The following is a 25,349-nucleotide window of genomic DNA, read 5'->3' as shown; positions in this document are numbered from 1 at the left end:
TCACCAGTTTAGCCGATCTTGCCGAGTGCCGGGAATAGTTCGAGCAGCCAGAAGCTTACTTCGCTGATGGTCCCGGTGAGAAAGGCAATGCCGGTGAGCACCAGAAGCGCGCCCATCGCCTGCTCGACACGGTGCAGGTGCCGCTTGAACCGCGCAAGAAATGCCGCGAACGGCTCGACGGCGAAGGCCGCGATCAGGAACGGAATGCCAAGTCCCGCCGAATAGACCGCGAGCAGCAGCGCGCCCTCCCCGACGGTGCGGTCCGACGCCGCGACCGCCAGAATGGTCGCGAGGATCGGCCCGATGCAGGGCGTCCAGCCGAAGGCGAAGGCAAGCCCCATCAGGTAGGCGCCCCACAGCCCGACGGGCTTCGCCGTTTCCACCCGCATCTGGCGGTTGAGCCAGGCGATCGGCGTGATGCCGAGGAAGTGCAGGCCCATCACGATAATGATGATGCCCGCGATGGTCGCGAGCGGCCCGGACCAGGCGCGGATCAGCCCGCCGATGGCGCTGGCGCTGGCGCCCAGCGCGATGAACACCGTCGAGAAGCCGAGCACGAACAGCAGCGCGGCGATCACCGTGTCGCGCCGGGCGCGCGGCCCCGCTTCGCCCGCAGCGAGGCGTTCGAGCGAGGTGCCGGCGAGATAAACGAGATAAGGCGGCACCAGCGGCAGCACGCAAGGGGACAGGAAGCTGACGATGCCCGCCAGAAGGGCGGCGTAGATCGAGACGTCGGAGGCCATGGCCCGCTACATGCGCCGCGCAGCGCGGGAGCGCAAGCGCCTCGCGAAGCCTTCGCCGGAACGTGATGGGACGTGATAGGGTTTTCCGGCGCGTGATCCCGAAAAGTGGGCACCGGTTTTCGGACAAGATCACGCGCAAAAAGGATCGCGATGGCCCTGCTCAATCATATCGTCGACGTTGCCGGCGTGCGGGTCGGCCATGCGGGCGACGCGCGGCTCGCCTCCGGCGTCACCGTGGTCCTGTTCGACCGCCCGGCGACGGCCGGCGTCGACATCCGCGGCGGCGGCCCCGGCACCCGCGAGACCGATCTGCTCGATCCCGCCCGCACCGTGGACGCCATCGACGCGCTGGTGCTCTCCGGCGGCTCCGCCTTCGGCCTCGACGCCGCCTCCGGCGCGCAGGCCGCGCTGCGCGAGCAGGGCCGCGGCTTCGCGGTGCGCGATGCGCGCGTGCCGATCGTGCCCGGCGCGATCCTGTTCGATCTGTTGAACGGCGGCGACAAGAATTGGGGCCGCTACCCGCCCTACCGCGAGCTTGGCTACGACGCCACGAAAGCGGCCGGTCACGACACCGCGCTCGGCTCGGTCGGCGCCGGTCTCGGCGCCACCACGGTCAATCTCAAGGGCGGCATCGGCTCGGCGTCGGCGCGCACCTCCGGCGGCATCACGGTCGGCGCCATCGTCGCAGTCAACGCGGTCGGCAGCGTGACGGTCGGCAACGGACCGCATTTCTGGGCCGGTCCGTTCGAGCATGGCCGGGAATTCGGCGGCTGCGGCTTCCCCGCGCAAATGCCGCCCGAGGCGCAGCTGCCGCGCATGAAGGGCGGCGCGATGGAAAACACCACGCTCGCCATCGTTGCCACCGACGCCGCGCTCTCGAAGGCGCGCTGCCAGCGCCTCGCCGTGATGGCGCAGGACGGCATGGCGCGCGCGATCTTTCCGGTTCACACGCCTTACGACGGCGACGTGGTGTTCGCGGCGGCAACCGGCACGAAGCCGCTCACCGATCCGCCGTTCGAGATGGCGGAACTCGGCGCGCTGGCCGCCTCCGTGCTCGCGCGCGCGATCGCACGCGGCGTCTACGAAGCAAAGGCGCTGCCGTTTCGCGGCGCGCAGCCGGCGTGGAAAGACAGGTTCAGCTAAAGCGTTCCGGGCGATACGGCGACGGATCGACGAACGGCGCATCGCCCTGCATCATGTCGGCGATCAGCCGCCCCGTCACGGGCCCGAGCGTCAGCCCCCAATGCGCGTGGCCGACCGCGAGCCACAGGCCCGCCTGCCCCGGCGCGCGCCCGATCGCCGCGCGCGAGTCCGGCAGGCACGGCCGCGCGCCGAGCCATGTCTTGTCGTCGGCGCGTTCGCCGAGCGGAAACAGCTCCCGCGCCTTTGGCATGATGCGGTCGAACTGCACCGGCGAAGGCGCCGCGTCCCGCGCGGCAAACTCGACGCCGGTGGTCATGCGGATGCCGTGTTCCATCGGCGTGATGACGTAGCCCGCATCGGCGTCGAGCACCGGCCGCCCGAGCGAGGCATTACCTTCCGCCTTGAAATGCCGGTGATAGCCGCGCTTGACCGCGAACGGCAGACGAATGCCGAACTGCGCGAGAAATTCGCCGGCCCACGGCCCGAGCGCCACCACGGCATGGTCGCCGTCGAGCGCGCCCTCGTCCGTCTCGACGCGCCATCGCGCGCCGTTGCGGTGAAGCGTGCGCGCGTCACCGTTGAGCACGATGCCGCCGAGCGCGACGAACCGCGCGAGATAGGCTTTGGTCACCCCGAGCGGATTGCTGATGCTCGCCGCCTGCGGCCAGAACACCGCGCGTTCGAACACCGGGTTCAGCGACGGCTCGAGCGCGCGCGCCGCCGCGACATCGAGCACATCAAGCGGCAGGCCGAATTCCCGCGCCACCTCGAACTCGCGCGCGAGCCCGCGCACGGTTTTCTCGTTGCGATAGAGCTTGAGCCAGCCGGTCTTGCGCAGGTAACGCGAGGCGCCGGCTTCCGCGAGCAGCGTCTCGTGCTCGGCAATCGACTGCGCAAGAAACGGACGGTTGAGGCGCGCGGTCTCGACCAGCCGCTCCGGCTGCGAGGCGGCGCGGAACGCGAGCAGCCACGGCGCGACCTTCGGCAGAAAACTCAGGTGATAGTTCGCCTCCGGCGCCCGCTTGAGCGCGATGCGCATGAGCGACCCGAAGTCGGACGGAAACGCCGGCGGGAAAACCGTGTTGGCTTCGATGATGCCGGCATTGCCATAGGAGGTCTCCTCGCCCGGCTTGCCGCGATCGACCAGCGCCACCGCCATGCCGCGCCGCGCCAGCTGCAGCGCCACCGAAACGCCGACAATGCCGGCGCCCAGAACGATTGCATCGACCCGTGCTATTCCCTGCCGTTCCTTCCGTGCCCGGCGTTGCAGTGCCGAGCCATGCCGATCTGCAGCCGGACGATGCGCCGACCCGCGCCCCTTTATATGGTACGAAACCGCCAACGGGCCATGATTCCGCCGCAGCCCACATCTCCGGAGATCACAGGCGTATGCCGATTTTGGAAGGCGTCAGGGCCGCGCTCGCCTGGATCGGCCGTCAGGGCACGCGCGCGCTGGCGGTGTCGATTTTCCTTGGCGTCGCGGTGCCGCCGCTCGCGGACTATGTGAAGCCGCATCTCTCCGAAACAGTGTTTGTGTTGTTGCTTTTCTCGTATCTGCGAACCGACCCGGCGGCGTTTCGTCGCTACCTGCGCGCGCCGGCGCTCGCCATCGCCGCGGCGCTCTGGATCATGGTCGCACTGCCGCTGCTGATCGGCTCCGCCTATGCCGCGACCGGCCTGCGCGACAGCTGGCCCGAACTGTTCACGATCCTCATCTTGCATATCGCGATCTCGCCGATCACTTCGGCCGCAGCCTTCACGGCGCTGATCGGCCTCGACGTCGCCTTCGCGCTGCTCACCCTGATCCTCGCCAACGCGGTGACGCCGGTCACCACGGTCGGCATCAGCTACCTGTTCCTCGGCACCGCGATGATCTCGCCGATCGAACTCGGGCTGAAGCTTGCTTTCTTTTTCATCGCCAGCGGCACGGCGGCCTGGGTCATCCGCCGCGTCGCCGGGCAGCCATGGATCGAAAAGCAGAAGGAGCCGCTCGACGGGCTCAACGTCATCGCCGTCTTCATCTTCGCCATCGCCGCGATGGGCAGCGTGGTGCCGCAGTTCATGGCCGATCCGTGGTTCGCGCTGGCGCTGACGGCTTACGCCTTCGTCCTCACCGCCGTGCTGATCGGGTTGACGCTGCTGGTGTTCTGGCGGGCCGGCATCGAGCTTGGCCTGGTGGTCGGCTTCCTCGCCGGCTGCCGCAACCTCGGCCTGGTGATGGCCGCGATCGGCACCGCGCTGCCGCCTGTCGCCTGGTTCTATTTCGCCGTGGTGCAATTCCCGATCTACATATTTCCGGCCCTGCTGCGGCCGTTGGCGCGCCGGATGGCGAAAAACCGTTAACAGCGCGCGCCCGCTGCGGCCGCCCGCATTGCCCGTGCCGTCGCCGCGTGATAGGCGAAACCTATCCGCAGATCGTTTCGAGGCCGCACATGCGCCCGCTCATCATCGCGCCGTCGATCCTGTCGGCCGACTTCGCCCGCCTTGGCGATGAGGTGCGCGCGGTCGAGGCCGCCGGCGCCGACTGGATCCACGTCGACGTGATGGACGGCCACTTCGTGCCGAACATCACCATCGGCCCGGACGTCGTGAAGGCGCTGCGGCCCGTCACCAAAAAGACGCTCGACGTCCACCTGATGATCGCGCCCTGCGATCCCTATCTCGAAGCCTTCGCCAAGGCCGGCTCCGACATCATCACCGTGCATGTCGAGGCGGGTCCGCACATCCACCGCTCGCTGCAGGCGATCCGCGCGCTCGGCAAGAAGGCCGGCGTCGTGATGAACCCCGGCACGCCGGTGTCGAGCGTCGAGCACGTCATCGATCTCGTCGATCTCATTCTCGTGATGTCGGTCAATCCCGGCTTCGGCGGCCAGGCCTTCATTCCCGGCGCCATCGAGAAAATCCGCGACCTGCGCGCGATGGCCGGCGGACGCCCCATCGACATCGAGGTCGACGGCGGCATCAATCCGCTGACCGCCCAGCAGGTCGTCGCCGCCGGCGCCAATGTGCTGGTCGCCGGCAACGCCGTCTTCAAGGGCGGCGACTACAAGGGCAACATCGCCGCGATCCGCAACGCCGCGGCACAGGCGCGCGGCGAAGCCGCCTGACGGTTCGGAGCGACGCCATCCGGAAGGCATTTCCCACGTCACACTGATTGCGACGGCGACCGCCGACATCCTGCCGACGATCCCGCCGCCTTACCTCAAGGCAGCCGGACACCGATGACGACACAGACCGTTCCCGCCCCCGCGAGCACCGCGCCCAGTTTCGCGGATCTGTTCACGCCGAAGCTCGTCACCATCCTGCGCGAAGGCTACGGCCTCGCCAACCTTCGCGCCGACGCGATCTCCGGCCTCACCGTAGCCATCGTCGCGCTGCCCTTGTCGATGGCGATTGCGATCGCCTCCGGCGCGACGCCGGCGCAAGGCTTGCATACGGCAATCGTCGGCGGCTTCATCGTGTCGGCGCTCGGCGGCAGCCGCTTCCAGATCGGCGGGCCGGCCGGCGCCTTCATCGTGCTGGTTGCCGAGACGGTCGCGGTGCACGGCATGGCCGGGCTGCTGCTCGCCACGCTGATGTCCGGTGTCATTCTCACGATCATCGGCTTCCTGCGGCTCGGCACCTACATCAAGTTCATTCCGTATCCCGTCACGGTCGGCTTCACCGCCGGCATCGCGGTCATCATCTTCGCGAGCCAGATCAAGGAACTGCTCGGCCTGACGCTCGCGCACGAGCCCGGCCCTCTGCTCGACAAGGTGCCGGCGCTGTGGGCCAACCTGCACACCACCGATCCTGCAACCATCGCCATTGCCGCAGCGACCATCGCCATCATCGCCGGCCTGAAAACGGTCCGCCCGCACTGGCCGGGCCTCATCATCGCCGTCGCCGCGACGACGCTGGCCGCCTTCGCGCTCGGCCTGCCGGTCGCCACCATCGGCAGCAAGTTCGGCGGCATTCCGAACACGCTGCCGCTGCCGGCCCTGCCGGACGTCACGCTTGCCGGCATGCAGGCGGTGCTGCCGAACGCGATTGCCTTCGCGCTGCTCGGCTCGATCGAATCGCTGCTGTCCGCCGTGGTCGCCGACGGCATGACCGGCCGCCGCCACCGCTCGAATTGCGAACTGGTCGCGCAAGGGGTCGCCAACATCGCCTCCGCGCTGTTCGGCGGCATCTGCGTCACCGGCACCATCGCCCGCACCGCGACCAATGTGCGCGCCGGCGCGCATGGGCCGATCTCCGGCATGCTGCATTCGGTGTTCCTGCTGCTGTTCGTGCTGGTCGCCGCGCCGCTCGCAAGCTTCATCCCGCTCGCGAGCCTTGCCGGCGTGCTGGCCGTCATCGCCTGGAACATGATCGAGAAGCCGGCCATCGCCATGCTGCTGCGCGCCTCGCGCGGCGACGCCGCGGTGCTGTGCGCGACCTTCTTCCTCACGATCTTCCGCGACCTCACCGAAGCCATCGTGGTCGGCTTCGCGCTCGGCTCGGTGCTGTTCATTCACCGCATGTCGAAGACGACGGCTATCGAAACGCAGACGCCGTTCGTGTCGGAAGACCGCGCCGACGACGCCGGCGCGCGCACGCCCTATGACAATGTCGCCGAGCAGAACCCCGACATCGTCGTCTACCGTATTTCCGGCGCGTTCTTCTTCGGCGCTGCGGCGGCGATCGGCTCGGTGCTCGACCAGATCGCCGACACCCACCGCGCGCTGATCGTCGATTTCTCCGCGGTGCCCTTCATCGACTCCACCGCCGCCAACACCATCGAGAGCCTCGCCCACAAGGCCGGGCGCAAGGGCGTCGCGGTCTATCTCACCGGCGCGAGCGCCGGCGTGCGGCACGACCTGCTCGTTCACGGCCTCAAGCCGCCGCTGGTGCACTACGCCGCACATATCGACGAAGCGGTGACGGCCGCGCGCGCGTCCTAGACGTTCAGAGATCGAAACCGGCGATGTCGGCGCTGACCTGCCACAGCCGTTCGGCAATGGCGTCGTCCTGCGCCTCGGCGGTCGGCTGCTTCCGCTTGCGCTCAAAGAAATACTCGCCGGTGACACCCGCGACCTCGGGCGAGGACGCGAGATAGATCATCGTGTCAGCGCCCTTCTCTTCCGACAGCGCCATGAATGTCTTGCCGAACCGGATCGTCAGCGCCGACCACCAGCCGGACTGGTCGCCGAACCGCGTCGCGACGAAGCCGGGATGAAAGCTGTTGGCGGTGACGCCGGTGCCGGCGAGCCGCCGCGCCAGCGCCCGCGTGAACAGGATGTTGCAGAGCTTGCTGGTGCCGTAGACCGTGAAGCCGCGATAGTGCCGCGCCGATTGCAGGTCGTCGAAATCGACATGGCCACGCCGGTGCGCGCCCGACGCCGTGTTGACGATGCGTGCGCCCGGCGTCGCCGCGAGCCGATCGCGCAGGCCCGCCGCCATCAAAAAATAGGACATGTGGTTGAGCGCGAAGGTGCGCTCCAGCCCCTCGCCTGTCACCTGCCGGCTCGCGAAGATCGCGCCCGCGTTGTTCATGAGCACATCGATGCGCGGCTCGGCCGCTGCGATCTCGGCGGCGACGCGCCGCGTCTCCGCCATCAGGCATAGGTCGGCATAATGCGCGGTGTGCCCGCCGTCCGGCGCGACGGCTTTCAGCGCCGCGAGCGTCTGCCGGGCGCGCTCCCGGTCGCGCGCCACCAGCACGATACGCGCGCCGCGTTTCGCCAGGGCTTCGGCGGTGACGCGGCCGAGGCCGGAGGTGCCGCCGGTAATGACGACAACCTTGCCCTTCATCTCGCTCGACTGGCTCAATCGTGCCTCCCGCGCGGGCTATTCACCGGCAAAACGCGCCGCAGGGTTTGCCGGTTCCGAGGTTCATGATACCCCATTCGCGTTCCGCGACATGTGGCCCGCGAGACCGACGAGAGAGACGCCGTGATCCCCCGCTATTCCCGCCCGGAAATGACTGCGATCTGGTCGCCGGAGACCAAGTTCCGCATCTGGTTCGAGATCGAGGCGCATGCCGCCGACGCCATGGCGGAGCTCGGCGTCATCCCGAAGGACGCCGCGAAAACGGTCTGGGAAAAGGGCAAGAACGCCACGTTCGACATCGCCCGCATCGACGCCATCGAGGCCGAGGTCAAGCACGACGTCATCGCCTTCCTGACCCACCTTTCCGAGATCGTCGGGCCGGAGGCGCGCTACGTCCATGCCGGCATGACCTCGTCGGACGTGCTCGACACCTGCCTCAATGTGCAGCTCGCCCGCGCCGCCGATATTCTCCTGAAAGATCTCGACGCGCTCTTGGCCGCTCTCAAGCGCCGCGCGCTCGAGCACAAGATGACGCCGACCATCGGCCGCTCGCACGGCATCCATGCCGAGCCGACCACCTTCGGCCTCAAGCTCGCGCAGGCCTACGCGGAATTTTCCCGCGCCAAGGACCGCCTGATCGCCGCGCGCAAGGATGTCGCGACCTGCGCGATCTCCGGCGCGGTCGGCACCTTCGCGCAGGTCGATCCGCGCGTCGAGGAACACGTCGCCAAGGCGATGGGTCTTTCCGTCGAGCCGGTGTCGACGCAGGTGATCCCGCGCGACCGCCACGCGATGTTCTTTGCCGTGCTCGGCGTCATCGCCTCCTCGGCCGAACGCCTGGCGACCGAAATCCGTCATCTGCAGCGCACCGAAGTTCTGGAGGCGGAGGAATTCTTCTCGGAGAAGCAGAAAGGCTCCTCCGCGATGCCGCACAAGCGCAACCCGGTGCTGTCGGAAAACGTCACCGGCCTCGCCCGCGTGGTGCGCGCCTATGCGCTGCCGGCGATGGAGAACGTCGCGCTCTGGCACGAGCGTGACATCTCGCACTCCTCGGTCGAGCGCATGATCGGGCCCGATGCGACGGTGACCCTCGACTTCGCGCTCCATCGCCTCGCCGGCATCATCGACAAGCTGATCGTCTATCCGGCGACCATGCAGAAGAACCTCGACCGTCTCGGCGGCCTCGTGCACTCGCAGAGAGTCATGCTCGCGCTGACGCAAAAGGGCGTTGCGCGCGAGGACGCCTATCGCCTCGTGCAGCGCAACGCCATGAAGGTGTGGAACGGCGAAGCGAGCGACTTCCAGGCTCTGCTGAAAGCCGATCCCGACGTGACGGCCAAGCTTTCGGCCAAGGAGATCGAGGAGAAGTTCGATCTCGGCTATCACCTAAAGCACGTCGACACGGTGTTCAGGCGCGTGTTCGGCGCCTAAGAACATCGTCATTCCGGGGCGCGAGCCATAGCGAGCGAACCCGGAATCCAGCAACAAACGACGACGCCCTTATCTGGATTCCGGGTCCGGCCTTGCAGGCCGTCCCGGAATGACAGTCTCGGTCAATGCCAGCGGCGATGATGGTGACGCCAGTGCCTGTGCCCCCAGTGCCGGTGATGGCCCCAGCGATGATAGGGCCGCCCGAAGCCGAACCCGAAGCTGACCACCGGCGGCGGCGCGACATAGACCGGCGGCGCGGCCGCGTAGGAGCCGCCTCCGCCGAGATAGCTGGCGCTCGCATAACCGATCGTGCCGCCATAGGCGACGCGGCACCACGAGCCGCCGCAACTGAGCACGCGCGCATAGGCGCCGGCGGGCATCACGTCGATCACGCGATAGCCGGTGCCCGGACCGCTGCGCAGATTGAGGTCGTTCTCGACCACCGCGGCACTGGCAAGTCCCGCGCTGGCGACGGCAAAGGCCCCGGCCACGGTGAAGGTCTTGAAAATCCTGAGCATCGAAACAACTCCGTCCACACGTCGCCCATCGCGTTAATGCACGGCAAAGAGGGCCGGTTCCGGGCGGAAATGCGACCCATTGTCACCCGCACAGCGGCGTGATTGAACAGCGCATCGGACCACGACTCGTTCATGACGCCTGCGCCCCGCATTCTGGTGTTCGATTCCGGCCTCGGCGGCCTCACCGTCTTTCGCGAGATCGCGGCGGCGCGGCCCGACGCGCAGCTTCTCTACGTCGCAGACGACGCTTTCTTCCCGTATGGCGATCACAGCGAGACGGCGCTGGTCGCGCGCGTCGTGCCGCTGATGGGGGAACTGATCGCCGCGCATTGCCCGGACTTCGTCGTCATCGCCTGCAACACCGCTTCGGTGCAGGCGCTCGCCGCGCTGCGGGCGCAATACACGGTTCCTTTCGTCGGCACCGTTCCGGCGATCAAGCCGGCCTGCGCGCAATCGGCAAGCAAGCGCATCGCGGTGCTCGGCACCAGGGCGACCGTCGCGCGCGAATACACCCGCGGGCTGATCCGCGAATTCGCGCAGGGCTGCGCGGTGGATCTCGTCGGCTCGGCGGACCTCGCGCGCCTCGCCGAGCAGGAGCTTGGCGGCATGCCGGCGGCCGATGCCGAGATCGCCGCCGAGATCGCGCCCTGCTTCGTCGACAGGGACGGCCGGCGCACCGACGCGATCGTGCTCGCCTGCACGCATTTTCCCCTGCTGCTGCCGCGCCTCACGAAGCTCGCGCCGTGGCCGGTCGCCTGGATCGATCCGGCCCCGGCCATCGCGCGCCGCGTCGTCGATCTCGCCGGCCCCGCGGCGGGCGTGCCGAGCGGCCGGCCGGCGCCGTTCATCGCGACGTCCGGCAAGGTCCCCGCAGCCCCGCTCGCCGCCGCGCTCGCCCGTTTCGGCCTCGCGGCGACGGTCGCCGCCTGACCCCCGTGGCCTCAATCCCGCCCATCCGGTAAAATAGGCTAGCGCCTCGCGAGATTTGCGCCTGAGTGTTCCGATGAGACCGTTCTGGACCGCCGTGATCGCCGCCGCGCTTGCCGCGCCGCCGCTCGTCCTACCGTCCGCCCCGGCGGCGGCTCAAGCCGAAGTTCTCGCGGTTCCGATGGCTGCCAAGAAGATGGCCGACCAGAAGAAGGCCGCCGAGCGGAAAAAGAAGTCCGAGGCCATCGACGAGGCCTACCGGGCGACCACCGCCACCCAGCCCGAGCAGAAGCCGAAAAACACCGATCCCTGGTCCAATATGCGCTGACCGGGTCTAATTCGGCTGGCTTTTCGGGGTTTCGGGCCGGAATTGACAGTGCAGGCTCGCCGCCCTAAAACCCACGCGCTTGCGGGGGCTTGTCCCCCGCATAGTGTTTCGCGACCCGCGGTCATCGCCTTGCGCTTTCGAGGCACGACCTGTCGGCGCCGGACCTGTCCGGCGCAAAGGAGGGCGCGGTTCCTCAACTTATCGTTTCAACTCGTCTATGAGGACGCGATGACCAAGCGCGCTGAATCCAAGTACAAAATCGATCGCCGGATGGGCGAGAACATCTGGGGCCGCCCGAAGAGCCCCGTGAACCGCCGCGAATACGGCCCCGGCCAGCACGGCCAGCGCCGCAAGAGCAAGCTCTCCGACTTCGGCGTTCAGCTCAAGGCCAAGCAGAAGCTGCGCGGCTATTACGGCAACATCTCCGAAAAGCAGTTCCGCGGCATCTTCGCCGAGGCCCGCCGCATGAAGGGCGACTCGGGCGCCAACATGATCGGCCTGCTCGAGCGCCGCCTCGACGCGATCGTGTTCCGCGCCAAGTTCGTGCCGACCGTGTTCGCCGCCCGCCAGTTCGTCAACCATGGCCACGTCAAGGTGAACGGCAAGCGCGTCAACATCGCGAGCTATCGCGTGAAGGTTGGCGACGTCGTCGAGGTCAAGGAAAAGTCGAAGCAGCTCGCGCTGGTGATGGAAGCCCGCGCGCTCTCCGAACGCGACGTGCCGGACTACATCGAGGTCGACGACGGCAAGCTGACCGCCAAGCTCGCGCGCGTGCCGGTCCTCACCGATGTCCCCTACGCGGTCCAAATGGAACCGCACCTGGTCGTCGAATATTACTCGCGCTGATCCGCAGCGCAGCATCGCCGATACGAACCGCCCCGCCCTCGCGCGGGGCGGTTTTGTTTTGCACTGCACACTGACGGCGGCAGTTGATGGCGAGATGGGCAACCGCACATCGATTGGGCAGCCCCCGCACATCTTTGCTACAAAGGGCGGCCGCGAAGCCGGCTGCAACGGCATGGCAATGCCGGCACGAATGGCACGTCACTTGCTCCACTCACCCGGAACCGAGTTTCCGGAAATTGCCGAATGGGGAGTGCAGACCATGAAGACAATGAAACGACGTGATTTTACTCGCCTCGCGCTGGCCGGCGCGGCCGGCACGATCGCCGCACCGGCGGTCGTCAAGGCCCAGACCACATTCAATTGGAAGATGACGAGCTTCTACGGTCCCAACGCCTATTTCTATTCGACCGGTCCGGGCAGCGCCAAAGATCTCGCCAAGCGCATCGAGGAGATGTCGGGCGGACGCATCAAGATCCAGTTCTACGGCGCGGGCGAACTGATCCCCGCCAATGCCGGCTTCGACGCGGTGTCGTCCGGCACCGTGGAAATGAACTACGCCAATTCCTATTTCTGGACCGGCAAGAGCTTCGCCGCGCAGTACTTCACTGCGGTGCCGTTCGGGCTCAACTTCGTCGGCTTCAACGGCTGGCTCTATGACGGCGGCGGCCTCGAGCTGTGGCGCGAGGTCTATGACAGGTTCAATCTGGTGCCGTTCGCCTGCGGCAACACCGGCGTGCAGATGACCGGCTGGTTCCGCAAGCCGATCGAGAAACCGGAAGACCTCAAGGGCCTCAAGATGCGCATCCCCGGCCTCGCCGGCCGCGTCTACAAGGAGCTTGGCGTCGACGCTCTGCTGCTCACGCCGGGCGACATCTTCCCCTCGCTCGAACGCGGCGTGATCGACGCCGCCGAATTCGTCGGTCCCTATCTCGACCGCCAGCTCGGCCTGCACAAGGTCGCGAAGTACTACTACACAACCGGCTGGCACGAGATGGCGACGACCAGCGAGCTCACCATCAACAAGGCCGCCTGGGCGAAGCTGCCGCCGGACCTCAAGGCCATCGTCGAGAACGCCTGCATGGCCTGCAATGCGCGCGGCGAAGCCTGGCTGCAGAAGGTCAATGCCGAGGCGATGGACGACCTCATCAAGAACCAGGGCGTGCACGCCGGACCGCTTCCGGACGCAGTCGTCGAGGCTCTGCGCAAGGCGAACGACAAGATCCTCGCCGAAGCCGTCGCCAAGGATCCGATGACCAAGAAGGTCCACGATTCCTACATGGCCTACATGGCCACCTACAAGCAGTGGGCGAAGTACAGCGAGAAGCCGTACTACGACCGCATTCTCGGAATCTGACGCGATGACGGCCGGGCAAGTTGCCGGCGGGATCGATCGGTTTATCGATCTCGTCGGCCGCATCTTTTCGTGGCTGGCGCTGGGCGTGGCGCTGGTGATGGGCACCAACGTCCTGCTGCGCTACGGCTTCTCGATCAGCGAGATCTGGGCGCAGGAGCTGGAGTGGTACATCCTGGTGCCGCTGACGCTGGTCGGCATGTCCTATGCGCTGCGCCACGGCGAGCATGTCCGGGTCGACGTGCTGTTTGCGCAGTTCCCGCCCCGCACCAAGCATCTGGTCGATGTCGTGTCGGCGGTCATCGCGATGCTGTTCTCGTTGTTCGTCGTCTGGCTGTCGTTCGGCTTCGTCGAGCAATCCTGGGTGATCCGCGAAGGCTCGCCCAATCCCGGCGGCATCGGCGCGCTCTACATCATGAAGGCGATGATTCCGGTCGGCTTCGCACTGCTGTTCCTGCAATCGCTGGCGCAGGCGATCCATTCCACGCTCGCCTTCAACGCCGCCGGGAGCGACGCATGACGCTGGAAATCCTCGCCACCCTGATGCTGGTGGCGTTCTTCGTCCTGCTGCTCGTCGGTATTCCGGTCGGCCTGACGCTTGCGACCACCGGCGTCGTGTTCGGCTATCTCGGCTTCGGCCTCACGCTGTTCAACCTGCTGCCGCACCGCATCTTCGGCGTGGTGACGAACTACACGCTGCTCGCCATCCCGCTGTTCGTCTTCATGGGCGTGATGCTGGAAAAATCCCGGCTCGCCGAGGAGTTGATGGACGTCATCGGCCTCGCCTCGGGCCGGCTGCGCGGCGGGCTCGGCATCGGCATCGTGCTGGTCGGCGTGCTGATGGGCGCGACCACCGGCATCGTCGGCGCGACGGTGGTGACGCTCGGCCTCCTGACGCTGCCCGGCATGCTCAAGCGCGGCTACGACAAGGGGCTGGCCTGCGGCATCATCTGCGCCTCCGGCACACTCGGCCAGATCATCCCGCCAAGCCTGATCCTGATCCTGCTCGCCGACATCACCAACCAGTCGGTCGGCACGCTGTTCGCCGCCGCGATGGTGCCCGGCCTGCTGCTGTCGGCGATCTACATCCTCTATCTGCTGATCCTCGGCATGGTGAAGCCCGAGATGGTACCCGCCCTGCCGCCCGAGGAGCGCGCGGCGATCTCGACCGCGCAGCTCGCCGGCAAGGTCGTGCGCGTGGTCGCCCCGCCGATCGGCCTCGTCATCGCCGTGCTCGGCTCGATCGTCGCGGGCATCGCCGCGCCGTCGGAAGCCGCCGCGATGGGCGCGCTCGGCTCCATCGTCGTCGCCGCCATCGGCCGCCGGCTCACCCTCAACGTCCTGCGCGAGACCTGCCGGGCCACCACCCGCATCTCCGCGATGGTGCTGTTCATTTTGATCTGCGCGCAGGCCTTCTCGCTCGCCTTCCGCGGGCTGCACGGCGAGGCGCTGGTGCAGGACGCCTTCCGCCTGCTGCCCGGCGGCATCGACGCGGCGATCTGGTTCCTGATGCTGCTGATCTTCGTGCTCGGCTTCTTCATCGAGTGGATCGAGATTTCCTACATCGCGGTGCCGCTGTTCCTGCCGATCTTCATCCACGCCAATGTCGACCTCGTGTGGCTGGCGACGCTGATCTGCGTCAACCTGCAAACCTCGTTCCTGACGCCGCCGTTCGGCTGGTCTCTGTTCTTCCTGCGCGGCGTCGCGCCGCCGGAGGTGACGACCAACGACATCTATCGCGGCATTATCCCCTTTGTCGGCATGCAGGTGCTGGCGCTGATCCTGGTCTTCGCCTTCCCGGGTCTTGCGACCTGGCTGCCGAAGGCGATCGGCTGGTAAGCGGCGGCACTCGTCAGACCTATAGAAAAATCCGAATATTTGAAGCAGACTGGCGGCCATGACGATCGACCGCCGGACCCTGCTCACCTCTTCCGCCGCCGCCCTCGCGGCGGCGCAGCTCCCCGCGCCGCTTTACGCCGCGACGCCGCCACACTGCTTCACGCACGGCGCCTTCGAGATCATCGTGGTGAGCGACGGCCATCTGGTGCTGCCGACGAGTTTCCTCGGCGCCGGCGGACCGCCGGCCGAGCGCGCGGCGATTCTGAAAGCCGCCGGGCAGACCGGCGAGCAATATCAGTCGCCGACCAACATCACGCTGATCCGCTCGGGCTCCGATCTGATCCTGATCGACATGGGCTCCGGCGACCGCTTCATGCCGACCGCCGGCAAACTGTGGGACAACCTGAAAGCCGCCGGCATCGATAAATCGTCGATCACCAAGGTCGTGTTCACCCACGGCCATCCCGATCATCTGTGGGGCGCGGTCGACGAGCTCGACGATCCGATGTTGCCGAACGCGAAGATTTACGTCGCCGCCGAGGAATGGGATTTCTGGCACGGCGACAACGCGGCGCGCGGCCTGCCGGCCGAACGCGCCGGCTTCGTCACCGGCGCGCGCCGCAACTACGCCGCGATCAAGGACCGCGTGACGATGGTGAAGGCGGGCGACGACATCGTCACCGGCCTGCGCGTGGTCGCAACGCAAGGACATACGCAGGGCCACATCTCGCTCGAGGTTGCCGGCGGCGACGGGCTTTTGATCGGCGGCGATGCGCTGACGCATCCGCTGATTTCCTTCGCCCATCCGGACTGGAAAACGGTGACCGACCACGAGCCGGACCGCGCGGTCGCGACGCGCAAGACGCTGCTCGATCGCCTTGCCACCGACCGCATGGCGCTGATCGGCTTTCATTTGCCCTTCCCCGGCCGGGGCCGCGTCGAGCGCAAGGACGGCGCCTGGCGCTTCGTCGCCGCCTGAGACCGGAACGATTTCAGAGTCTTCCCGCAGCGCCGCGACGATAGTGCATTGCGATTCTGTTGCATCGCAAACGTAAAACCGGTGCGGCGCGCAACGGCTCGCTCTCCAACCCGGCTTCAAAGCGCGGTATTTTTCGTTTCGCTCCTGATTCGGAGCGCTTTCGAGGAGACTCCGCAATGAAAGCCATCGATACCATCAAAGGCTGGGTGGGCGCGTTGACCGAGTTGGGTTTGATGTTGCTGGCGTTGGCGATTGTTCTTGCTCTCCTTGTCGGGTCGAACTTGCCGTTCTTCGGAACGGTGACGACAAACATCATGACGCTGGTGAAGGACATGGGCGCGAACGGGCTCGTCGGCCTGATCACGCTCGGCTTCGTCATCTGGCTGTTTTCCAACCGGAAGCTGGCCTGACGATTTCAACGCGTGGCCTTTCCGACAATTCGGGCCGCGCGTTCCGCGACTCTCAGACGTGATCTTCGGTGGGGAGCGCCGCTCCCCACCGTCTCTCTCAAGGGAGCTGCGTCATGTGGACATTCGTCACGACCGCCAAGCGTGTGTTGTGGGAATTTGTCGAACTGGGTTTTCTCGTCGTGCTGGCCCTGTTGCTCGTGCACATGCTGCTTGGCGCCGGCGCCGGCGCCTATGTCGTCTCGGTCGCCGACAACGTGGCGAAATTCGCCTCGACCGCGAGTTCCGGCCTGCTCGGCGTCGTGATCGTGCTGGCGATCGTCTTCCTCGCGCTGCGGCGCAGGATCGCGTGACCCACCGGATCTAAAGCACCGGGACGAGCAGGACCAGGAAGCCGACGGCGACGGGAGCAAGCGCTGCGATCAGCGCCGGGCCGCTTCTGCCCTTGCGGCTCAGCAGCAGCGCCGCAATCGGCAATGCAATGCAGGCGACGACCGCTCCGGTATAAAGCACGGTCGTGAGCGCGTCGGCGGTGCCCGCATTCGGCCCGCCGGCGAAGATGAAGCCCGACACCCCAATGAGAAGCGCCGCGATTGCCAGATCGGCAACCGCGGCGATCACGATCAGGACTTTCGTCAAACGCGGCTCAGGCGTTCTGGCCGGCGGCGACGCCCTTGTCCTTCAGCGTCTGCTGCAACTCACCGGCCTGGAACATTTCGCGGATGATATCGCAGCCGCCGACGAATTCGCCCTTGATGTAGAGCTGCGGGATGGTCGGCCAGTTGGAGTATTCCTTGATGCCCTGCCGCAGGTCGGCCGACTCCAGAACGTTCAGGCCCTTATAGGCGACGCCGAGATGGTCGAGGATCTGCACGACCTGGCCGGAAAATCCGCACTGCGGAAACTGCGGCGTGCCCTTCATGAACAGGACGACGTCGTTGCTCTTCACTTCGTTGTCGATGAATTGCTTGATGCTCATAGGTCTGGTCCTGGAAGTCCCGATTTGCCGCGCCGGATGCGGCGCGAAGCATGTTGCGAATATATGTAGCGCAAATCCGTCCGCCACCCCAAGGGGCCGGCACGCTCCCGACAGCCTTTTCGGGAGGATTTTATTTTACCGCCTAAAGGGCGCGTAAAATGTGCCTTCCACCTCGAAAATGTCGTCCTGATTGAGGCTCGCCACTGCGACGATGGTACGCGGCGGGTAAGGTCCGCCGGCCCACAATTCCTCCTGCACCTTGTTGGCGAGCGGCCGCAGCCGGCCCATGTCGGTGACAAAGACGGTGAGCCGGACGCAGTCCGTGAGCCGCGCGCCCTCGGAGGCCGCAACGGCCTCCATGTTGCGGAACGCCTGCCGCACCCGCGCCTCGTCGTCCTCGACCAGCCGGTTCGTCGCCGGGTCGATGCCGCGCATCCCGGCGACAAAAACGAAATCGCCGGCGCGCGCGCCGACGCTCCACGGCCCGGTCGGCGTAATCGCGCCCGCCGGCGCAAGCAGCGTCACTTTGTCTTCGGTGTTGCCCTCGCCGCTCATGTCGCCTCATCGGCGCCGAGCGACAGCCGCTCCCAGGTCGAGACCATGACGAGGATGAGCGCGGCGAGCGCCGCAAGCGCAATCTGCGAAATCGCAAGGCCGAGCATCGGCGCCGCGAACAGCAGCAGAAACAGCGCCAGTCCGACGAGATGCGAGGGCTGAAACCAGCCGCGCAGCGCCCATTTGAAGCCGATATTGCCGGCGAGGAACAGCGCCGGCCCGCCGACGATCGCCCAGGCATGCGCGGTATCGGCAATGTCGAGCGGATGCGCGAGCACGAAATCGTCGGACACCGCCGCGAGCACGACGCCGCCGACGATCGGCAGATGCATATAAGTGTAGCCGAGCCGCGCCAGCGCGCCGGGATCGTCCAGCGTCGACAATTGCCGCGCGCCCAGCTCCGCGCCCTTGTCGAAATAGATCCACCACATCGCGATGCTGCCGACGAAGCAGACCAGAAAGGCCGCAACCGAGATCGGCGTCATCGTTTCCTTCGCAAAGGTCGCGCCGGTGACGAGGATCGACTCGCCGAGCGCGATGATGACGAACAGGCCGTAGCGTTCGGCCATGTGGCCGCCTTCGACGTTCCAGTCGTGCAGGCTCGACGCGCCGATGCCCGGCGTCCAGAACCGCACCAGCGGCCCGACGATCTCGATGCCGAGCGCGACGATCCACAACACGACGCGCGTCTCGCCGTGCGCCAGCGCGCCGGAAATCCAGAACACCCCGGAGAACACCAGCCAGATCAAAATGCGGCGGAAATTCTGCCGCACGCCGCCGCTCGCGGCCGGCACAATCAGGCAGACCACCGCGGCGCGGCCGATCTGCATGCCGGCATAGGCGAGACCGAACACCAGCCCGCGATGCGCGAAGGCTTCCGGGATCGAGGCCGACATCAGCAGTCCGGCCAGCATCATCGCGAACAGCGTGAGACGGACCGCGAAGTGATCCGGGTTGAGCCAGTTCACGGCCCAGGAGGTGTAGACCCAGACCCACCACACCGCGAGCAGCAGAAACAGCGCCTGCGCCGCGCCGGCGGCCGAGTAGTGCTCGACCAGCGAGTGCGACACCTGCGTGATCGCAAACACGAAGACGAGGTCGTAGAACAGCTCGACGAAGGTGACGCGGTGATGCTGGTTGGCGACCTTGGCGCGGAAGGCACCGCGCGGGCGCTGCTCGGTGCTCATGCGGCGCGCTCCGCCGTCAGTCCGGCGTTCCGGTCTGCAGCGCAAGCGCGTGCAGCACGCCGCCCATCTGGCCCTTGAGCGCGTTGTAGACGATCTGGTGCTGCTGCACCCGCGACTTGCCCTTGAAGGACGACGAGATCACGGTCGCGGCGTAGTGGTCGCCGTCGCCGGCGAGATCGCGGATCGTCACCTGCGCGTCCGGCAGCGCGTCCTTGATCAGCCGCTCGATCTCGTTGGCGTCCATCGGCATGTCGGTCGGGCCTCTCCGAAATCGGCGGGGATAATGGGCCATTTGCGCCCAATTTGTTTCAGATGACAATACGGCTGAGGCCGTTAGCATGCGGCGACGGAGGCGCTGTTCACAGGAACCGCGCGCCTTTTCACGACATTTTGGGGGGATTGCGATGTTGACCAGTCATTTCCGAACCGCCGCGACCGGCGCGCTCTTGTGTCTGATCGCCGCAGGTTTTTCCACGATCTGGTCGCAAGACGCGCAGGCGCAACTGTCGAGCGCCCAGCAGAGCGCGCTCAAGTCGAACTGCCGCGGCGACTTTATGTCGAATTGTTCGGGTGTCAGCCCCGGCGGCAAGGACGCGCTGACCTGCCTGCAGAAGAATGTCGACAAGCTGTCGGCGGGCTGTCAGGCGGCGGTGAAATCGACCCTGCCGCCTCCGGCCGTCGCCGCGCCCGCTCCGGCAGCGGCGCCCGCTCCGGCTGCGCCGCCCCCGCCGAAGGCCGTGAGCGCGCCGCCTCCCGCCGCGCCTGCGCCGCCCCCGCCGCCGAAGGCTGCCGCCGCGCCGCCCCCGCAGGCCGCGCCGAGCGCTCAGCAGCAGGCGGCAATCAAGCAGTATTGCCGCTCTGACTTCATGAGCAATTGCCCGGGTGTGTCGCCCGGCCCGGACGCGCTGCAATGTCTCCAGCGTAACGCCGCCAAGCTGTCGTCGGGCTGCCGCACCGCGATCGGCGCGTCCGCGCCTGCGCCCAAGGCGGTCGCCGCGCCGAAGCCCGCCGCACCGCCGGCCGCGGCGGCCCCCGCTCAACCGAGCGCGCAGCAGCAGGCGGCGATCAAGCAATATTGCCGCTCGGATTTCATGAGCAAATGCCCGGGCGTATCGCCCGGCCCCGGTGCGCTGCAATGTCTCCAGCGTAACGCCGCGACGCTGTCGCCGAACTGCAAGTCCGCGGTCGCCTCGCTCGGCGGCGCACCCGCTGCCGCCGGCGCACCGGCCGCGGCCGGCGTTGCCGCGCAGCCGACGCCACAGCAGATCAGCGCACTGAAGTTCTCCTGCCGTGGCGACGTGCGCTCGCTCTGCCGCGGCGTGCCGCAGGGGCCGGAAATTCTCGGCTGCCTGCAAAGCAACGAGGCGCGGCTCACGTCGAACTGCAAGGCTGCGGTCGCCGACATCGTCCAGTCGATGCCCGAGGGCGCGACGCCGGCGGCCGCTGCTGCCGCGGCGCCGGCAGCAGCCGCCCCGGCAGCGGCAGCGGGTCCGCGCGGCGGGCCGCTACGCCGCGCGATCCGCCGTCGTCTGGCGGAGTAAGAGTTAGCTGATCACGCCGGCCATGTAGTCCGGCAGCCAGCGCTCGAACCGGTCGCGCAGCGCCGCGACCGGGATCGCGCGTTCGCCCGCAATCGCCAGCGCGTCGCCGCCGGTGACGCCGATCCGCGCGCACAGCACGCTCGCGTCCTGCGCGCGTGCGATCACGGCGTCGGCCTTGCCGGCCGGCACGGTGACGAGATAGCGCGCCTGATCCTCGCCGAACCAGTGCGCATGCGCCGGCACGTCGCCCGGCGCAGCATCGAGCTTGGCGCCGATCTTGCCGGCCATCGCCATCTCGGCGAGCGCGACAGCCAGCCCGCCGTCGGAGAGGTCGTGTACCGCGGTCGCGGTGCCGTCGAGGATGAGCGAACGCACGAAATCGCCGTTCTCGCGCTCCTCGGTGAGATCGACCGGCGGCGGCGCGCCCTCTTCGCGGCCACAGATGTCGCGCAGATAGACCGACTGGCCGAGCCAGCCCTGCGTCTCGCCGACCAGCAGGATCGTCTCGCCGTCCTTCTTGAAGGCGAGCGACGCGGATTTCTGGAAATCCGCCAGCAACCCAACGCCGCCGATCGACGGCGTCGGCAGGATCGCGCGGCCATTCGTTTCATTGTAGAGCGAGACATTGCCGGACACGACCGGGAACGCCAGCGCCGTGCAGGCTTCCGCGATGCCGCGGATGCAGCCGACGAACTGGCCCATGATCTCCGGACGCTCGGGATTGCCGAAATTCAGGTTGTCGGTGACGGCGAGCGGCCGCGCGCCGACCGCCGTGAGATTGCGCCAGCATTCCGCAACCGCCTGCTTGCCACCCTCAAACGGATCGGCCTCGCAGTAACGCGGCGTCACGTCGGTCGTCAGCGCAAGACCCTTCGGCCCGTCCTCGACGCGCACCACGGCGGCGTCGCCGCCCGGCCGCTGCACGGTGTTGCCCTGAATGATGTGGTCGTACTGCTCCCACACCCAGCGCCGCGAGCAGAGATCCGGCGCGCCGATCAGCGTCTCCAGCGCATCGGCCACGCTCATCGGCGGCGCGACGCTCCCCGCATCGATCGGCTTTTCCTTCGGCATCTCGACGAAGGGCCGCTTGTATTCCGGCGCCTGGTCGCCAAGCTCCTTGATCGGCAGGTCGGCCATCACGTCGCCGCCATGCTTGACGATGAAGCGCATCGACGGCGTCGTCTCGCCGACCACCGCGAAGTCGAGGCCCCATTTGCGGAAGATCGCCTCGGCCTCTTTCTCTTTCTCGGGCTTCAGCACCATGAGCATGCGCTCCTGGCTTTCCGAGAGCATCATCTCATAGGCGCTCATGCCCTCTTCGCGGGTCGGCACCTTGTCGAGATCGAGCGTCACGCCGAGGTCGCCCTTGGCGCCCATCTCGACGGCCGAACAGGTCAGCCCCGCCGCGCCCATGTCCTGAATGGCGATCACGCAGCCCTTCTGCATGATCTCGAGACAGGCCTCGAGCAGCAGCTTTTCGGAGAACGGATCGCCGACCTGCACGGTCGGGCGCTTCTCCTCGGAGTCCTCGCCGAATTCGGCGGACGCCATGGTCGCGCCGTGAATGCCGTCGCGTCCGGTCTTGGAACCGAGATAGACGATCGGCATGCCGACGCCGGACGCCGCCGCGTAGAAAATCTCGTCCTTCTTGACGAGCCCCACCGCCATCGCGTTGACGAGGCAGTTGCCGTCATAACGCGTGTGGAAGCGCACCGAGCCGCCGACGGTCGGCACGCCAAACGAGTTGCCATAACCGCCGATGCCGGCGACGACGCCCGACACGACATGCCGGGTGCGCGGGTGCTTCGGATCGCCGAAGCTCAAGGCGTTCAGGCAGGCGATCGGCCGCGCGCCCATCGTGAAGACGTCGCGCAGGATGCCGCCGACGCCGGTCGCCGCGCCCTGATAGGGCTCGATGTAGCTCGGGTGGTTGTGGCTCTCCATCTTGAAGGCCACCGCGAGACCGTCGCCGATGTCGATGACGCCGGCGTTCTCGCCCGGTCCCTGGATCACCCACTCCGCCTTGGTCGGCAGCTTGCGCAGGTGAACCTTGGAGGACTTGTACGAGCAGTGCTCGTTCCACATCGCCGAGAAGATCCCGAGTTCGGTCACCGACGGCGCGCGGCCGATCAGATCGAGGATGCGCTGATACTCGTCCGGCTTGAGGCCGTGCTCGGCGACGAGCTCAGGCGTGATGGCGGGTTCGTTGCTCATCGGACGTTACACGCGCGCGCGGACCATCATGCCGCCTTGTCGAGAAACGAGGAGAGGCCCGCGAACAATCCACGCCCGTCGGTCGAGCCGATCACGCTTTCGACGTGGTTCTCCGGATGCGGCATCATGCCGAGCACATTGCCCTTCTCATTCAGGATGCCGGCGATGGCGTTGGTCGAGCCGTTGGCGTTGGCGGCATCGTCGCGCGCGCCGCTCTCCGTGACGTAACGGAACGCAACGCGCCCCTCGCCTTCCAGCCGTGCGATGGTATCGGCGTCCGCGATATAGTTGCCCTCGCCATGCGCGGTCGGCACGCGGATCACCTGGCCCGCATTGTAACCGCGGGTGAACGGCGTGTCGGAGCGCTCGACCTTCAGGAACACGTCCTTGCAGATGAATTTCAGTTTGGCGTTGCGCGCCAGCACGCCGGGCAGCAAGCCCGCCTCGCACGCGATCTGGAAGCCGTTGCACACCGCGAGCACCAGCCCGCCCTTCGCAGCGAAGTCGCGCACCGCGTCCATCACCGGCGCGCGCGCCGCGATCGCGCCGCAGCGCAGATAGTCGCCGTAGGAGAAGCCGCCGGGAATGACGACGAGATCGGTGCCGGCCGGCAGCGCGGTTTCCGCGTGCCATACCATTGCCGGCGCCTGCCCGGAAACGAGCTTCAGCGTGCGCGCCATGTCGCGCTCGCGATTGATGCCCGGAAAGACGAGGACGGCGGCTTTCATCGCGTGGTCCCCATTACCCCAGCACCTCGACCCGGTAATTCTCGATCACGGTGTTGGCGAGCAGCTTGTCCGCGGCCTGTTTCAGGAGCGCCTCGGCCTTGGCGCGGTCCGCGCTCTCGACCTCGATGTCGAACACCTTGCCCTGGCGCACGCTGGCGACGCCGGCCAGCCCGAGCGACTTCAGCGCGCCTTCGATCGCCTTGCCTTGCGGGTCGAGGACGCCGGTTTTCAACGTAACGGTGACGCGGGCTTTCATCGCTCTCGGCCTTTTGGCGCGACTTATCGCAGGAATCGCGGGGGTGGAAGCCTCCAAATGGGCTTTCCCGACCTAAACTAGAGACGCGAACGCCCGGTACAAGACCGGGCGCTGCCAATTCACATGATTGAGCGGGCAAAGTTCCCGCTTTTCGGGATCGGGCCGGCCTAGCCCTTCACCAGCACGGGGCCGGAGCCGCGCGGCGGCTCGCCCTCGTTCATGATGCCGAGGCGCTTGGCGACTTCGGTATAGGCCTCGACCAGCCCGCCGAGATCGCGGCGGAAACGGTCCTTGTCGAGCTTGTCGCTGGTCTTGATGTCCCACAGCCGGCACGAGTCGGGCGAGATTTCGTCCGCCACCACCACGCGCATCAGGTCGTTTTCCCAGAGCCGGCCGGTTTCCATCTTGAAATCGACCAGACGGATGCCGACGCCGAGGAACAGGCCGGACAGGAAGTCGTTGACGCGGATGGCGAGCGCCATGATGTCGTCGATTTCCTGCGGGGTCGCCCAGCCGAACGCCGTGATGTGCTCTTCCGACACCATCGGGTCGTTCAGCTTGTCGTTCTTGTAATAGAACTCGATGATCGAGCGCGGCAGCTGGGTGCCTTCCTCGATGCCGAGGCGGGTGGCCAGCGAGCCGGCGGCGACGTTGCGCACCACCACCTCGAGCGGGATGATCTCGACCTCGCGGATCAACTGCTCGCGCATGTTGAGCCGGCGGATGAAGTGGGTCGGCACGCCGATATTGTTGAGGTGCTGGAACACGTATTCGGAAATACGGTTGTTCAGCACGCCCTTGCCTTCGATGATCTCGTGCTTCTTGGCGTTGAAGGCGGTGGCGTCGTCCTTGAAATGCTGAATCAGCGTTCCGGGCTCCGGGCCTTCATAAAGGACCTTGGCCTTGCCTTCGTAAATACGGCGGCGGCGGCTCATCGGGATATACCGTGGTTTCTGAGGATCCATCGAAGTGCCGTGATTCCGTTTCGAATAAGAGTGAAATCGGCGGCGACGAGACCGGGACCGCCTGCGAGGCGCCGAACAAATGCGCCGAACGTCCCGGCCACGTGGGCAACCTAGCGGATCGTTTCGGGCAGCACAATCGCGCTTGGCCGGGCTTGTCCACCTCCAATTTGCGACAGGGTGCGACCGCCATGTTGTTGCCTTGACGCTATGGGGACGATATGCAAGGCGGCAAAATACAATAGACGCGGGGCATTTTTTCGCGACGCCGCCGCCGCGACGTCATCCGAAGGGAACCTGTATGACCACGTTCGACAAGCGCGAGGAAGGCTTCGAGAAGAAGTTCGCGCACGATGAGGAATTGCGCTTCAAGGCGACCGCCCGCCGCAACAAGCTGCTCGGCCAGTGGGCCGCGGAAAAGCTCGGCCTCGCCGGCGCGGACGCCGACGCCTATGCCAAGGAGGTCGTGATGGCCGACTTCGAGGAAGCCGGCGAAGACGACGTTTTTCGTAAAGTCCGCAAGGATTTTGACGACAAGAAGGTCGCCGTCAGCGACCAGGACATCCGCGTCGCCATGAACGACCTGATGGCTCAGGCGATCCAGCAGATCCAGAACAGCTGA

The 25,349-nt window shown here is 66.8% G+C and carries 29 protein-coding genes; 16 read left to right on the top strand and 13 right to left on the bottom strand.

The window, feature by feature from the left end; all coding sequences use genetic code 11:
- Window positions 1-8: 8 nt before the first annotated feature.
- Complete coding sequence (locus AB7F10_RS03430) at window positions 9-743, bottom strand: cytochrome c biogenesis CcdA family protein (protein ID WP_428557672.1); 735 nt, start codon at window positions 741-743, stop codon at window positions 9-11.
- A gap of 156 nt (window positions 744-899) precedes the next feature.
- On the opposite strand from AB7F10_RS03430, the gene AB7F10_RS03425 reads away from it, so the two are divergent.
- On the top strand, window positions 900-1,886 hold the full coding sequence (locus tag AB7F10_RS03425; RefSeq protein WP_428558391.1) for a P1 family peptidase: 987 nt from the start codon (window positions 900-902) through the stop codon (window positions 1,884-1,886).
- On the opposite strand, the gene AB7F10_RS03420 is transcribed toward AB7F10_RS03425, so the two are convergent.
- Window positions 1,879-3,099 (bottom strand): NAD(P)/FAD-dependent oxidoreductase, encoded by a 1,221-nt coding sequence (locus AB7F10_RS03420; RefSeq protein ID WP_428587121.1) that lies wholly within the window; start codon window positions 3,097-3,099, stop codon window positions 1,879-1,881. The genes AB7F10_RS03425 and AB7F10_RS03420 overlap by 8 nt on opposite strands.
- Before the next feature lie 176 nt (window positions 3,100-3,275).
- On the opposite strand from AB7F10_RS03420, the gene AB7F10_RS03415 reads away from it, so the two are divergent.
- From AB7F10_RS03415 to AB7F10_RS03405, 3 genes are all read left to right on the top strand, one after another.
- Window positions 3,276-4,229 (top strand): Na+-dependent transporter, encoded by a 954-nt coding sequence (locus tag AB7F10_RS03415; RefSeq protein WP_428557673.1) that lies wholly within the window; start codon window positions 3,276-3,278, stop codon window positions 4,227-4,229.
- An 89-nt stretch (window positions 4,230-4,318) separates the two neighbouring features.
- Complete coding sequence (rpe, locus tag AB7F10_RS03410; RefSeq protein WP_428557674.1) at window positions 4,319-4,993, top strand: ribulose-phosphate 3-epimerase; 675 nt, start codon at window positions 4,319-4,321, stop codon at window positions 4,991-4,993.
- Window positions 4,994-5,107: 114 nt separating this feature from the next.
- Window positions 5,108-6,811 carry a SulP family inorganic anion transporter gene (locus AB7F10_RS03405; protein ID WP_428557675.1) on the top strand — a complete coding sequence of 568 codons (1,704 nt, stop codon included), beginning with the start codon at window positions 5,108-5,110 and terminating at the stop codon, window positions 6,809-6,811.
- Window positions 6,812-6,815: 4 nt separating this feature from the next.
- Here AB7F10_RS03405 and AB7F10_RS03400 read toward each other — a convergent pair whose 3' ends face one another.
- The gene (locus AB7F10_RS03400; protein WP_428557676.1) at window positions 6,816-7,679 is read right to left on the bottom strand and encodes an SDR family oxidoreductase; all 864 of its coding nucleotides are present in this window, start codon (window positions 7,677-7,679) and stop codon (window positions 6,816-6,818) included.
- A gap of 123 nt (window positions 7,680-7,802) precedes the next feature.
- Between AB7F10_RS03400 and purB the strand changes: the two genes are divergently transcribed.
- Complete coding sequence (purB, locus tag AB7F10_RS03395) at window positions 7,803-9,110, top strand: adenylosuccinate lyase (protein ID WP_428557677.1); 1,308 nt, start codon at window positions 7,803-7,805, stop codon at window positions 9,108-9,110.
- Window positions 9,111-9,232: 122 nt separating this feature from the next.
- On the opposite strand, the gene AB7F10_RS03390 is transcribed toward purB, so the two are convergent.
- Window positions 9,233-9,628, bottom strand: coding sequence for an SH3 domain-containing protein (locus AB7F10_RS03390; RefSeq protein ID WP_428557678.1), 396 nt, complete (start codon window positions 9,626-9,628; stop codon window positions 9,233-9,235).
- A 132-nt stretch (window positions 9,629-9,760) separates the two neighbouring features.
- Here AB7F10_RS03390 and murI point away from each other — a divergent pair, with 132 nt between their 5' ends.
- The 9 genes from murI (at window position 9,761) to AB7F10_RS03345 (ending at window position 16,658) form a co-directional block, all read left to right on the top strand.
- Entirely contained in the window at window positions 9,761-10,558 is a 798-nt protein-coding gene (gene murI, locus AB7F10_RS03385) for a glutamate racemase (protein ID WP_428557679.1), read from the top strand.
- 73 nt (window positions 10,559-10,631) lie between these two features.
- Window positions 10,632-10,883, top strand: a complete 252-nt coding sequence (locus tag AB7F10_RS03380; RefSeq protein WP_428557680.1) for a hypothetical protein — start codon at window positions 10,632-10,634, stop codon at window positions 10,881-10,883.
- Window positions 10,884-11,111: 228 nt separating this feature from the next.
- A complete protein-coding gene (gene rpsD / locus AB7F10_RS03375; protein ID WP_428557681.1) occupies window positions 11,112-11,729 on the top strand; it encodes a 30S ribosomal protein S4 in 618 nt (205 codons plus the stop codon).
- A 259-nt stretch (window positions 11,730-11,988) separates the two neighbouring features.
- Window positions 11,989-13,083 (top strand): TRAP transporter substrate-binding protein, encoded by a 1,095-nt coding sequence (locus AB7F10_RS03370; RefSeq protein ID WP_428557682.1) that lies wholly within the window; start codon window positions 11,989-11,991, stop codon window positions 13,081-13,083.
- A 4-nt stretch (window positions 13,084-13,087) separates the two neighbouring features.
- Window positions 13,088-13,600 carry a TRAP transporter small permease subunit gene (locus tag AB7F10_RS03365; protein ID WP_428557683.1) on the top strand — a complete coding sequence of 171 codons (513 nt, stop codon included), beginning with the start codon at window positions 13,088-13,090 and terminating at the stop codon, window positions 13,598-13,600.
- Entirely contained in the window at window positions 13,597-14,919 is a 1,323-nt protein-coding gene (locus AB7F10_RS03360) for a TRAP transporter large permease (protein ID WP_428557684.1), read from the top strand. Before AB7F10_RS03365 ends, AB7F10_RS03360 begins: the two co-directional genes overlap by 4 nt.
- A 58-nt stretch (window positions 14,920-14,977) precedes the next feature.
- Entirely contained in the window at window positions 14,978-15,898 is a 921-nt protein-coding gene (locus tag AB7F10_RS03355) for an MBL fold metallo-hydrolase (protein ID WP_428557685.1), read from the top strand.
- Between the two features lie 176 nt (window positions 15,899-16,074).
- The gene (locus tag AB7F10_RS03350; RefSeq protein ID WP_428557686.1) at window positions 16,075-16,308 is read left to right on the top strand and encodes a hypothetical protein; all 234 of its coding nucleotides are present in this window, start codon (window positions 16,075-16,077) and stop codon (window positions 16,306-16,308) included.
- 113 nt (window positions 16,309-16,421) lie between these two features.
- Complete coding sequence (locus AB7F10_RS03345) at window positions 16,422-16,658, top strand: hypothetical protein (protein WP_428557687.1); 237 nt, start codon at window positions 16,422-16,424, stop codon at window positions 16,656-16,658.
- A gap of 10 nt (window positions 16,659-16,668) precedes the next feature.
- Here AB7F10_RS03345 and AB7F10_RS03340 read toward each other — a convergent pair whose 3' ends face one another.
- The 5 genes from AB7F10_RS03340 to AB7F10_RS03320 form a co-directional block, all read right to left on the bottom strand.
- A complete protein-coding gene (locus tag AB7F10_RS03340) occupies window positions 16,669-16,944 on the bottom strand; it encodes a hypothetical protein (RefSeq protein WP_428557688.1) in 276 nt (91 codons plus the stop codon).
- 7 nt (window positions 16,945-16,951) lie between these two features.
- On the bottom strand, window positions 16,952-17,284 hold the full coding sequence (gene grxD / locus AB7F10_RS03335; RefSeq protein WP_428557689.1) for a Grx4 family monothiol glutaredoxin: 333 nt from the start codon (window positions 17,282-17,284) through the stop codon (window positions 16,952-16,954).
- A 135-nt stretch (window positions 17,285-17,419) separates the two neighbouring features.
- Window positions 17,420-17,839 carry a RidA family protein gene (locus tag AB7F10_RS03330; protein ID WP_428557690.1) on the bottom strand — a complete coding sequence of 140 codons (420 nt, stop codon included), beginning with the start codon at window positions 17,837-17,839 and terminating at the stop codon, window positions 17,420-17,422.
- Window positions 17,836-19,026, bottom strand: coding sequence for a low temperature requirement protein A (locus AB7F10_RS03325; RefSeq protein ID WP_428557691.1), 1,191 nt, complete (start codon window positions 19,024-19,026; stop codon window positions 17,836-17,838). The genes AB7F10_RS03330 and AB7F10_RS03325 overlap by 4 nt, the downstream gene beginning before the upstream one ends.
- 16 nt (window positions 19,027-19,042) lie before the next feature.
- Window positions 19,043-19,276 carry a BolA family protein gene (locus AB7F10_RS03320; protein WP_428557692.1) on the bottom strand — a complete coding sequence of 78 codons (234 nt, stop codon included), beginning with the start codon at window positions 19,274-19,276 and terminating at the stop codon, window positions 19,043-19,045.
- Window positions 19,277-19,430: 154 nt separating this feature from the next.
- On the opposite strand from AB7F10_RS03320, the gene AB7F10_RS03315 reads away from it, so the two are divergent.
- Complete coding sequence (locus tag AB7F10_RS03315) at window positions 19,431-20,567, top strand: hypothetical protein (protein WP_428557693.1); 1,137 nt, start codon at window positions 19,431-19,433, stop codon at window positions 20,565-20,567.
- A gap of 3 nt (window positions 20,568-20,570) precedes the next feature.
- Here AB7F10_RS03315 and purL read toward each other — a convergent pair whose 3' ends face one another.
- The 4 genes from purL to purC form a co-directional block, all read right to left on the bottom strand.
- A complete protein-coding gene (gene purL / locus AB7F10_RS03310; protein ID WP_428557694.1) occupies window positions 20,571-22,781 on the bottom strand; it encodes a phosphoribosylformylglycinamidine synthase subunit PurL in 2,211 nt (736 codons plus the stop codon).
- A gap of 26 nt (window positions 22,782-22,807) precedes the next feature.
- Entirely contained in the window at window positions 22,808-23,509 is a 702-nt protein-coding gene (purQ, locus tag AB7F10_RS03305) for a phosphoribosylformylglycinamidine synthase subunit PurQ (protein WP_428557695.1), read from the bottom strand.
- Between the two features lie 13 nt (window positions 23,510-23,522).
- Entirely contained in the window at window positions 23,523-23,765 is a 243-nt protein-coding gene (purS, locus tag AB7F10_RS03300; RefSeq protein WP_428557696.1) for a phosphoribosylformylglycinamidine synthase subunit PurS, read from the bottom strand.
- Window positions 23,766-23,932: 167 nt separating this feature from the next.
- Complete coding sequence (purC, locus tag AB7F10_RS03295) at window positions 23,933-24,730, bottom strand: phosphoribosylaminoimidazolesuccinocarboxamide synthase (RefSeq protein WP_428557697.1); 798 nt, start codon at window positions 24,728-24,730, stop codon at window positions 23,933-23,935.
- 298 nt (window positions 24,731-25,028) lie between these two features.
- Between purC and AB7F10_RS03290 the strand changes: the two genes are divergently transcribed.
- The gene (locus tag AB7F10_RS03290) at window positions 25,029-25,349 is read left to right on the top strand and encodes a DUF1476 domain-containing protein (protein ID WP_428557698.1); all 321 of its coding nucleotides are present in this window, start codon (window positions 25,029-25,031) and stop codon (window positions 25,347-25,349) included.

This window comes from Pseudolabrys sp., from assembly GCF_050250095.1.
Taxonomy (GTDB): domain Bacteria; phylum Pseudomonadota; class Alphaproteobacteria; order Rhizobiales; family Xanthobacteraceae; genus Pseudolabrys.
Note: the sequence above shows the minus strand (reverse complement) of the source record. Positions and strands in the feature narration are given on the sequence as shown.

Excerpts from the sequence above, each read along its gene's own strand:
- AB7F10_RS03430 (WP_428557672.1), bottom strand. The coding sequence starts at position 743 with ATGGCCTCCGACGTCTCGATCTACGCCGCCCTTCTGGCGGGCATCGTC.
- AB7F10_RS03415 (WP_428557673.1), top strand. The coding sequence starts at position 3,276 with ATGCCGATTTTGGAAGGCGTCAGGGCCGCGCTCGCCTGGATCGGCCGT.
- rpe (WP_428557674.1), top strand. The coding sequence starts at position 4,319 with ATGCGCCCGCTCATCATCGCGCCGTCGATCCTGTCGGCCGACTTCGCC.
- AB7F10_RS03405 (WP_428557675.1), top strand. The coding sequence starts at position 5,108 with ATGACGACACAGACCGTTCCCGCCCCCGCGAGCACCGCGCCCAGTTTC.
- AB7F10_RS03390 (WP_428557678.1), bottom strand. The coding sequence starts at position 9,628 with ATGCTCAGGATTTTCAAGACCTTCACCGTGGCCGGGGCCTTTGCCGTC.
- murI (WP_428557679.1), top strand. The coding sequence starts at position 9,761 with ATGACGCCTGCGCCCCGCATTCTGGTGTTCGATTCCGGCCTCGGCGGC.
- AB7F10_RS03380 (WP_428557680.1), top strand. The coding sequence starts at position 10,632 with ATGAGACCGTTCTGGACCGCCGTGATCGCCGCCGCGCTTGCCGCGCCG.
- rpsD (WP_428557681.1), top strand. The coding sequence starts at position 11,112 with ATGACCAAGCGCGCTGAATCCAAGTACAAAATCGATCGCCGGATGGGC.
- AB7F10_RS03370 (WP_428557682.1), top strand. The coding sequence starts at position 11,989 with ATGAAGACAATGAAACGACGTGATTTTACTCGCCTCGCGCTGGCCGGC.
- AB7F10_RS03365 (WP_428557683.1), top strand. The coding sequence starts at position 13,088 with ATGACGGCCGGGCAAGTTGCCGGCGGGATCGATCGGTTTATCGATCTC.
- AB7F10_RS03360 (WP_428557684.1), top strand. The coding sequence starts at position 13,597 with ATGACGCTGGAAATCCTCGCCACCCTGATGCTGGTGGCGTTCTTCGTC.
- AB7F10_RS03355 (WP_428557685.1), top strand. The coding sequence starts at position 14,978 with ATGACGATCGACCGCCGGACCCTGCTCACCTCTTCCGCCGCCGCCCTC.
- AB7F10_RS03350 (WP_428557686.1), top strand. The coding sequence starts at position 16,075 with ATGAAAGCCATCGATACCATCAAAGGCTGGGTGGGCGCGTTGACCGAG.
- AB7F10_RS03345 (WP_428557687.1), top strand. The coding sequence starts at position 16,422 with ATGTGGACATTCGTCACGACCGCCAAGCGTGTGTTGTGGGAATTTGTC.
- grxD (WP_428557689.1), bottom strand. The coding sequence starts at position 17,284 with ATGAGCATCAAGCAATTCATCGACAACGAAGTGAAGAGCAACGACGTC.
- AB7F10_RS03330 (WP_428557690.1), bottom strand. The coding sequence starts at position 17,839 with ATGAGCGGCGAGGGCAACACCGAAGACAAAGTGACGCTGCTTGCGCCG.
- AB7F10_RS03325 (WP_428557691.1), bottom strand. The coding sequence starts at position 19,026 with ATGAGCACCGAGCAGCGCCCGCGCGGTGCCTTCCGCGCCAAGGTCGCC.
- AB7F10_RS03320 (WP_428557692.1), bottom strand. The coding sequence starts at position 19,276 with ATGCCGATGGACGCCAACGAGATCGAGCGGCTGATCAAGGACGCGCTG.
- AB7F10_RS03315 (WP_428557693.1), top strand. The coding sequence starts at position 19,431 with ATGTTGACCAGTCATTTCCGAACCGCCGCGACCGGCGCGCTCTTGTGT.
- purL (WP_428557694.1), bottom strand. The coding sequence starts at position 22,781 with ATGAGCAACGAACCCGCCATCACGCCTGAGCTCGTCGCCGAGCACGGC.
- purQ (WP_428557695.1), bottom strand. The coding sequence starts at position 23,509 with ATGAAAGCCGCCGTCCTCGTCTTTCCGGGCATCAATCGCGAGCGCGAC.
- purS (WP_428557696.1), bottom strand. The coding sequence starts at position 23,765 with ATGAAAGCCCGCGTCACCGTTACGTTGAAAACCGGCGTCCTCGACCCG.
- purC (WP_428557697.1), bottom strand. The coding sequence starts at position 24,730 with ATGGATCCTCAGAAACCACGGTATATCCCGATGAGCCGCCGCCGCCGT.
- AB7F10_RS03290 (WP_428557698.1), top strand. The coding sequence starts at position 25,029 with ATGACCACGTTCGACAAGCGCGAGGAAGGCTTCGAGAAGAAGTTCGCG.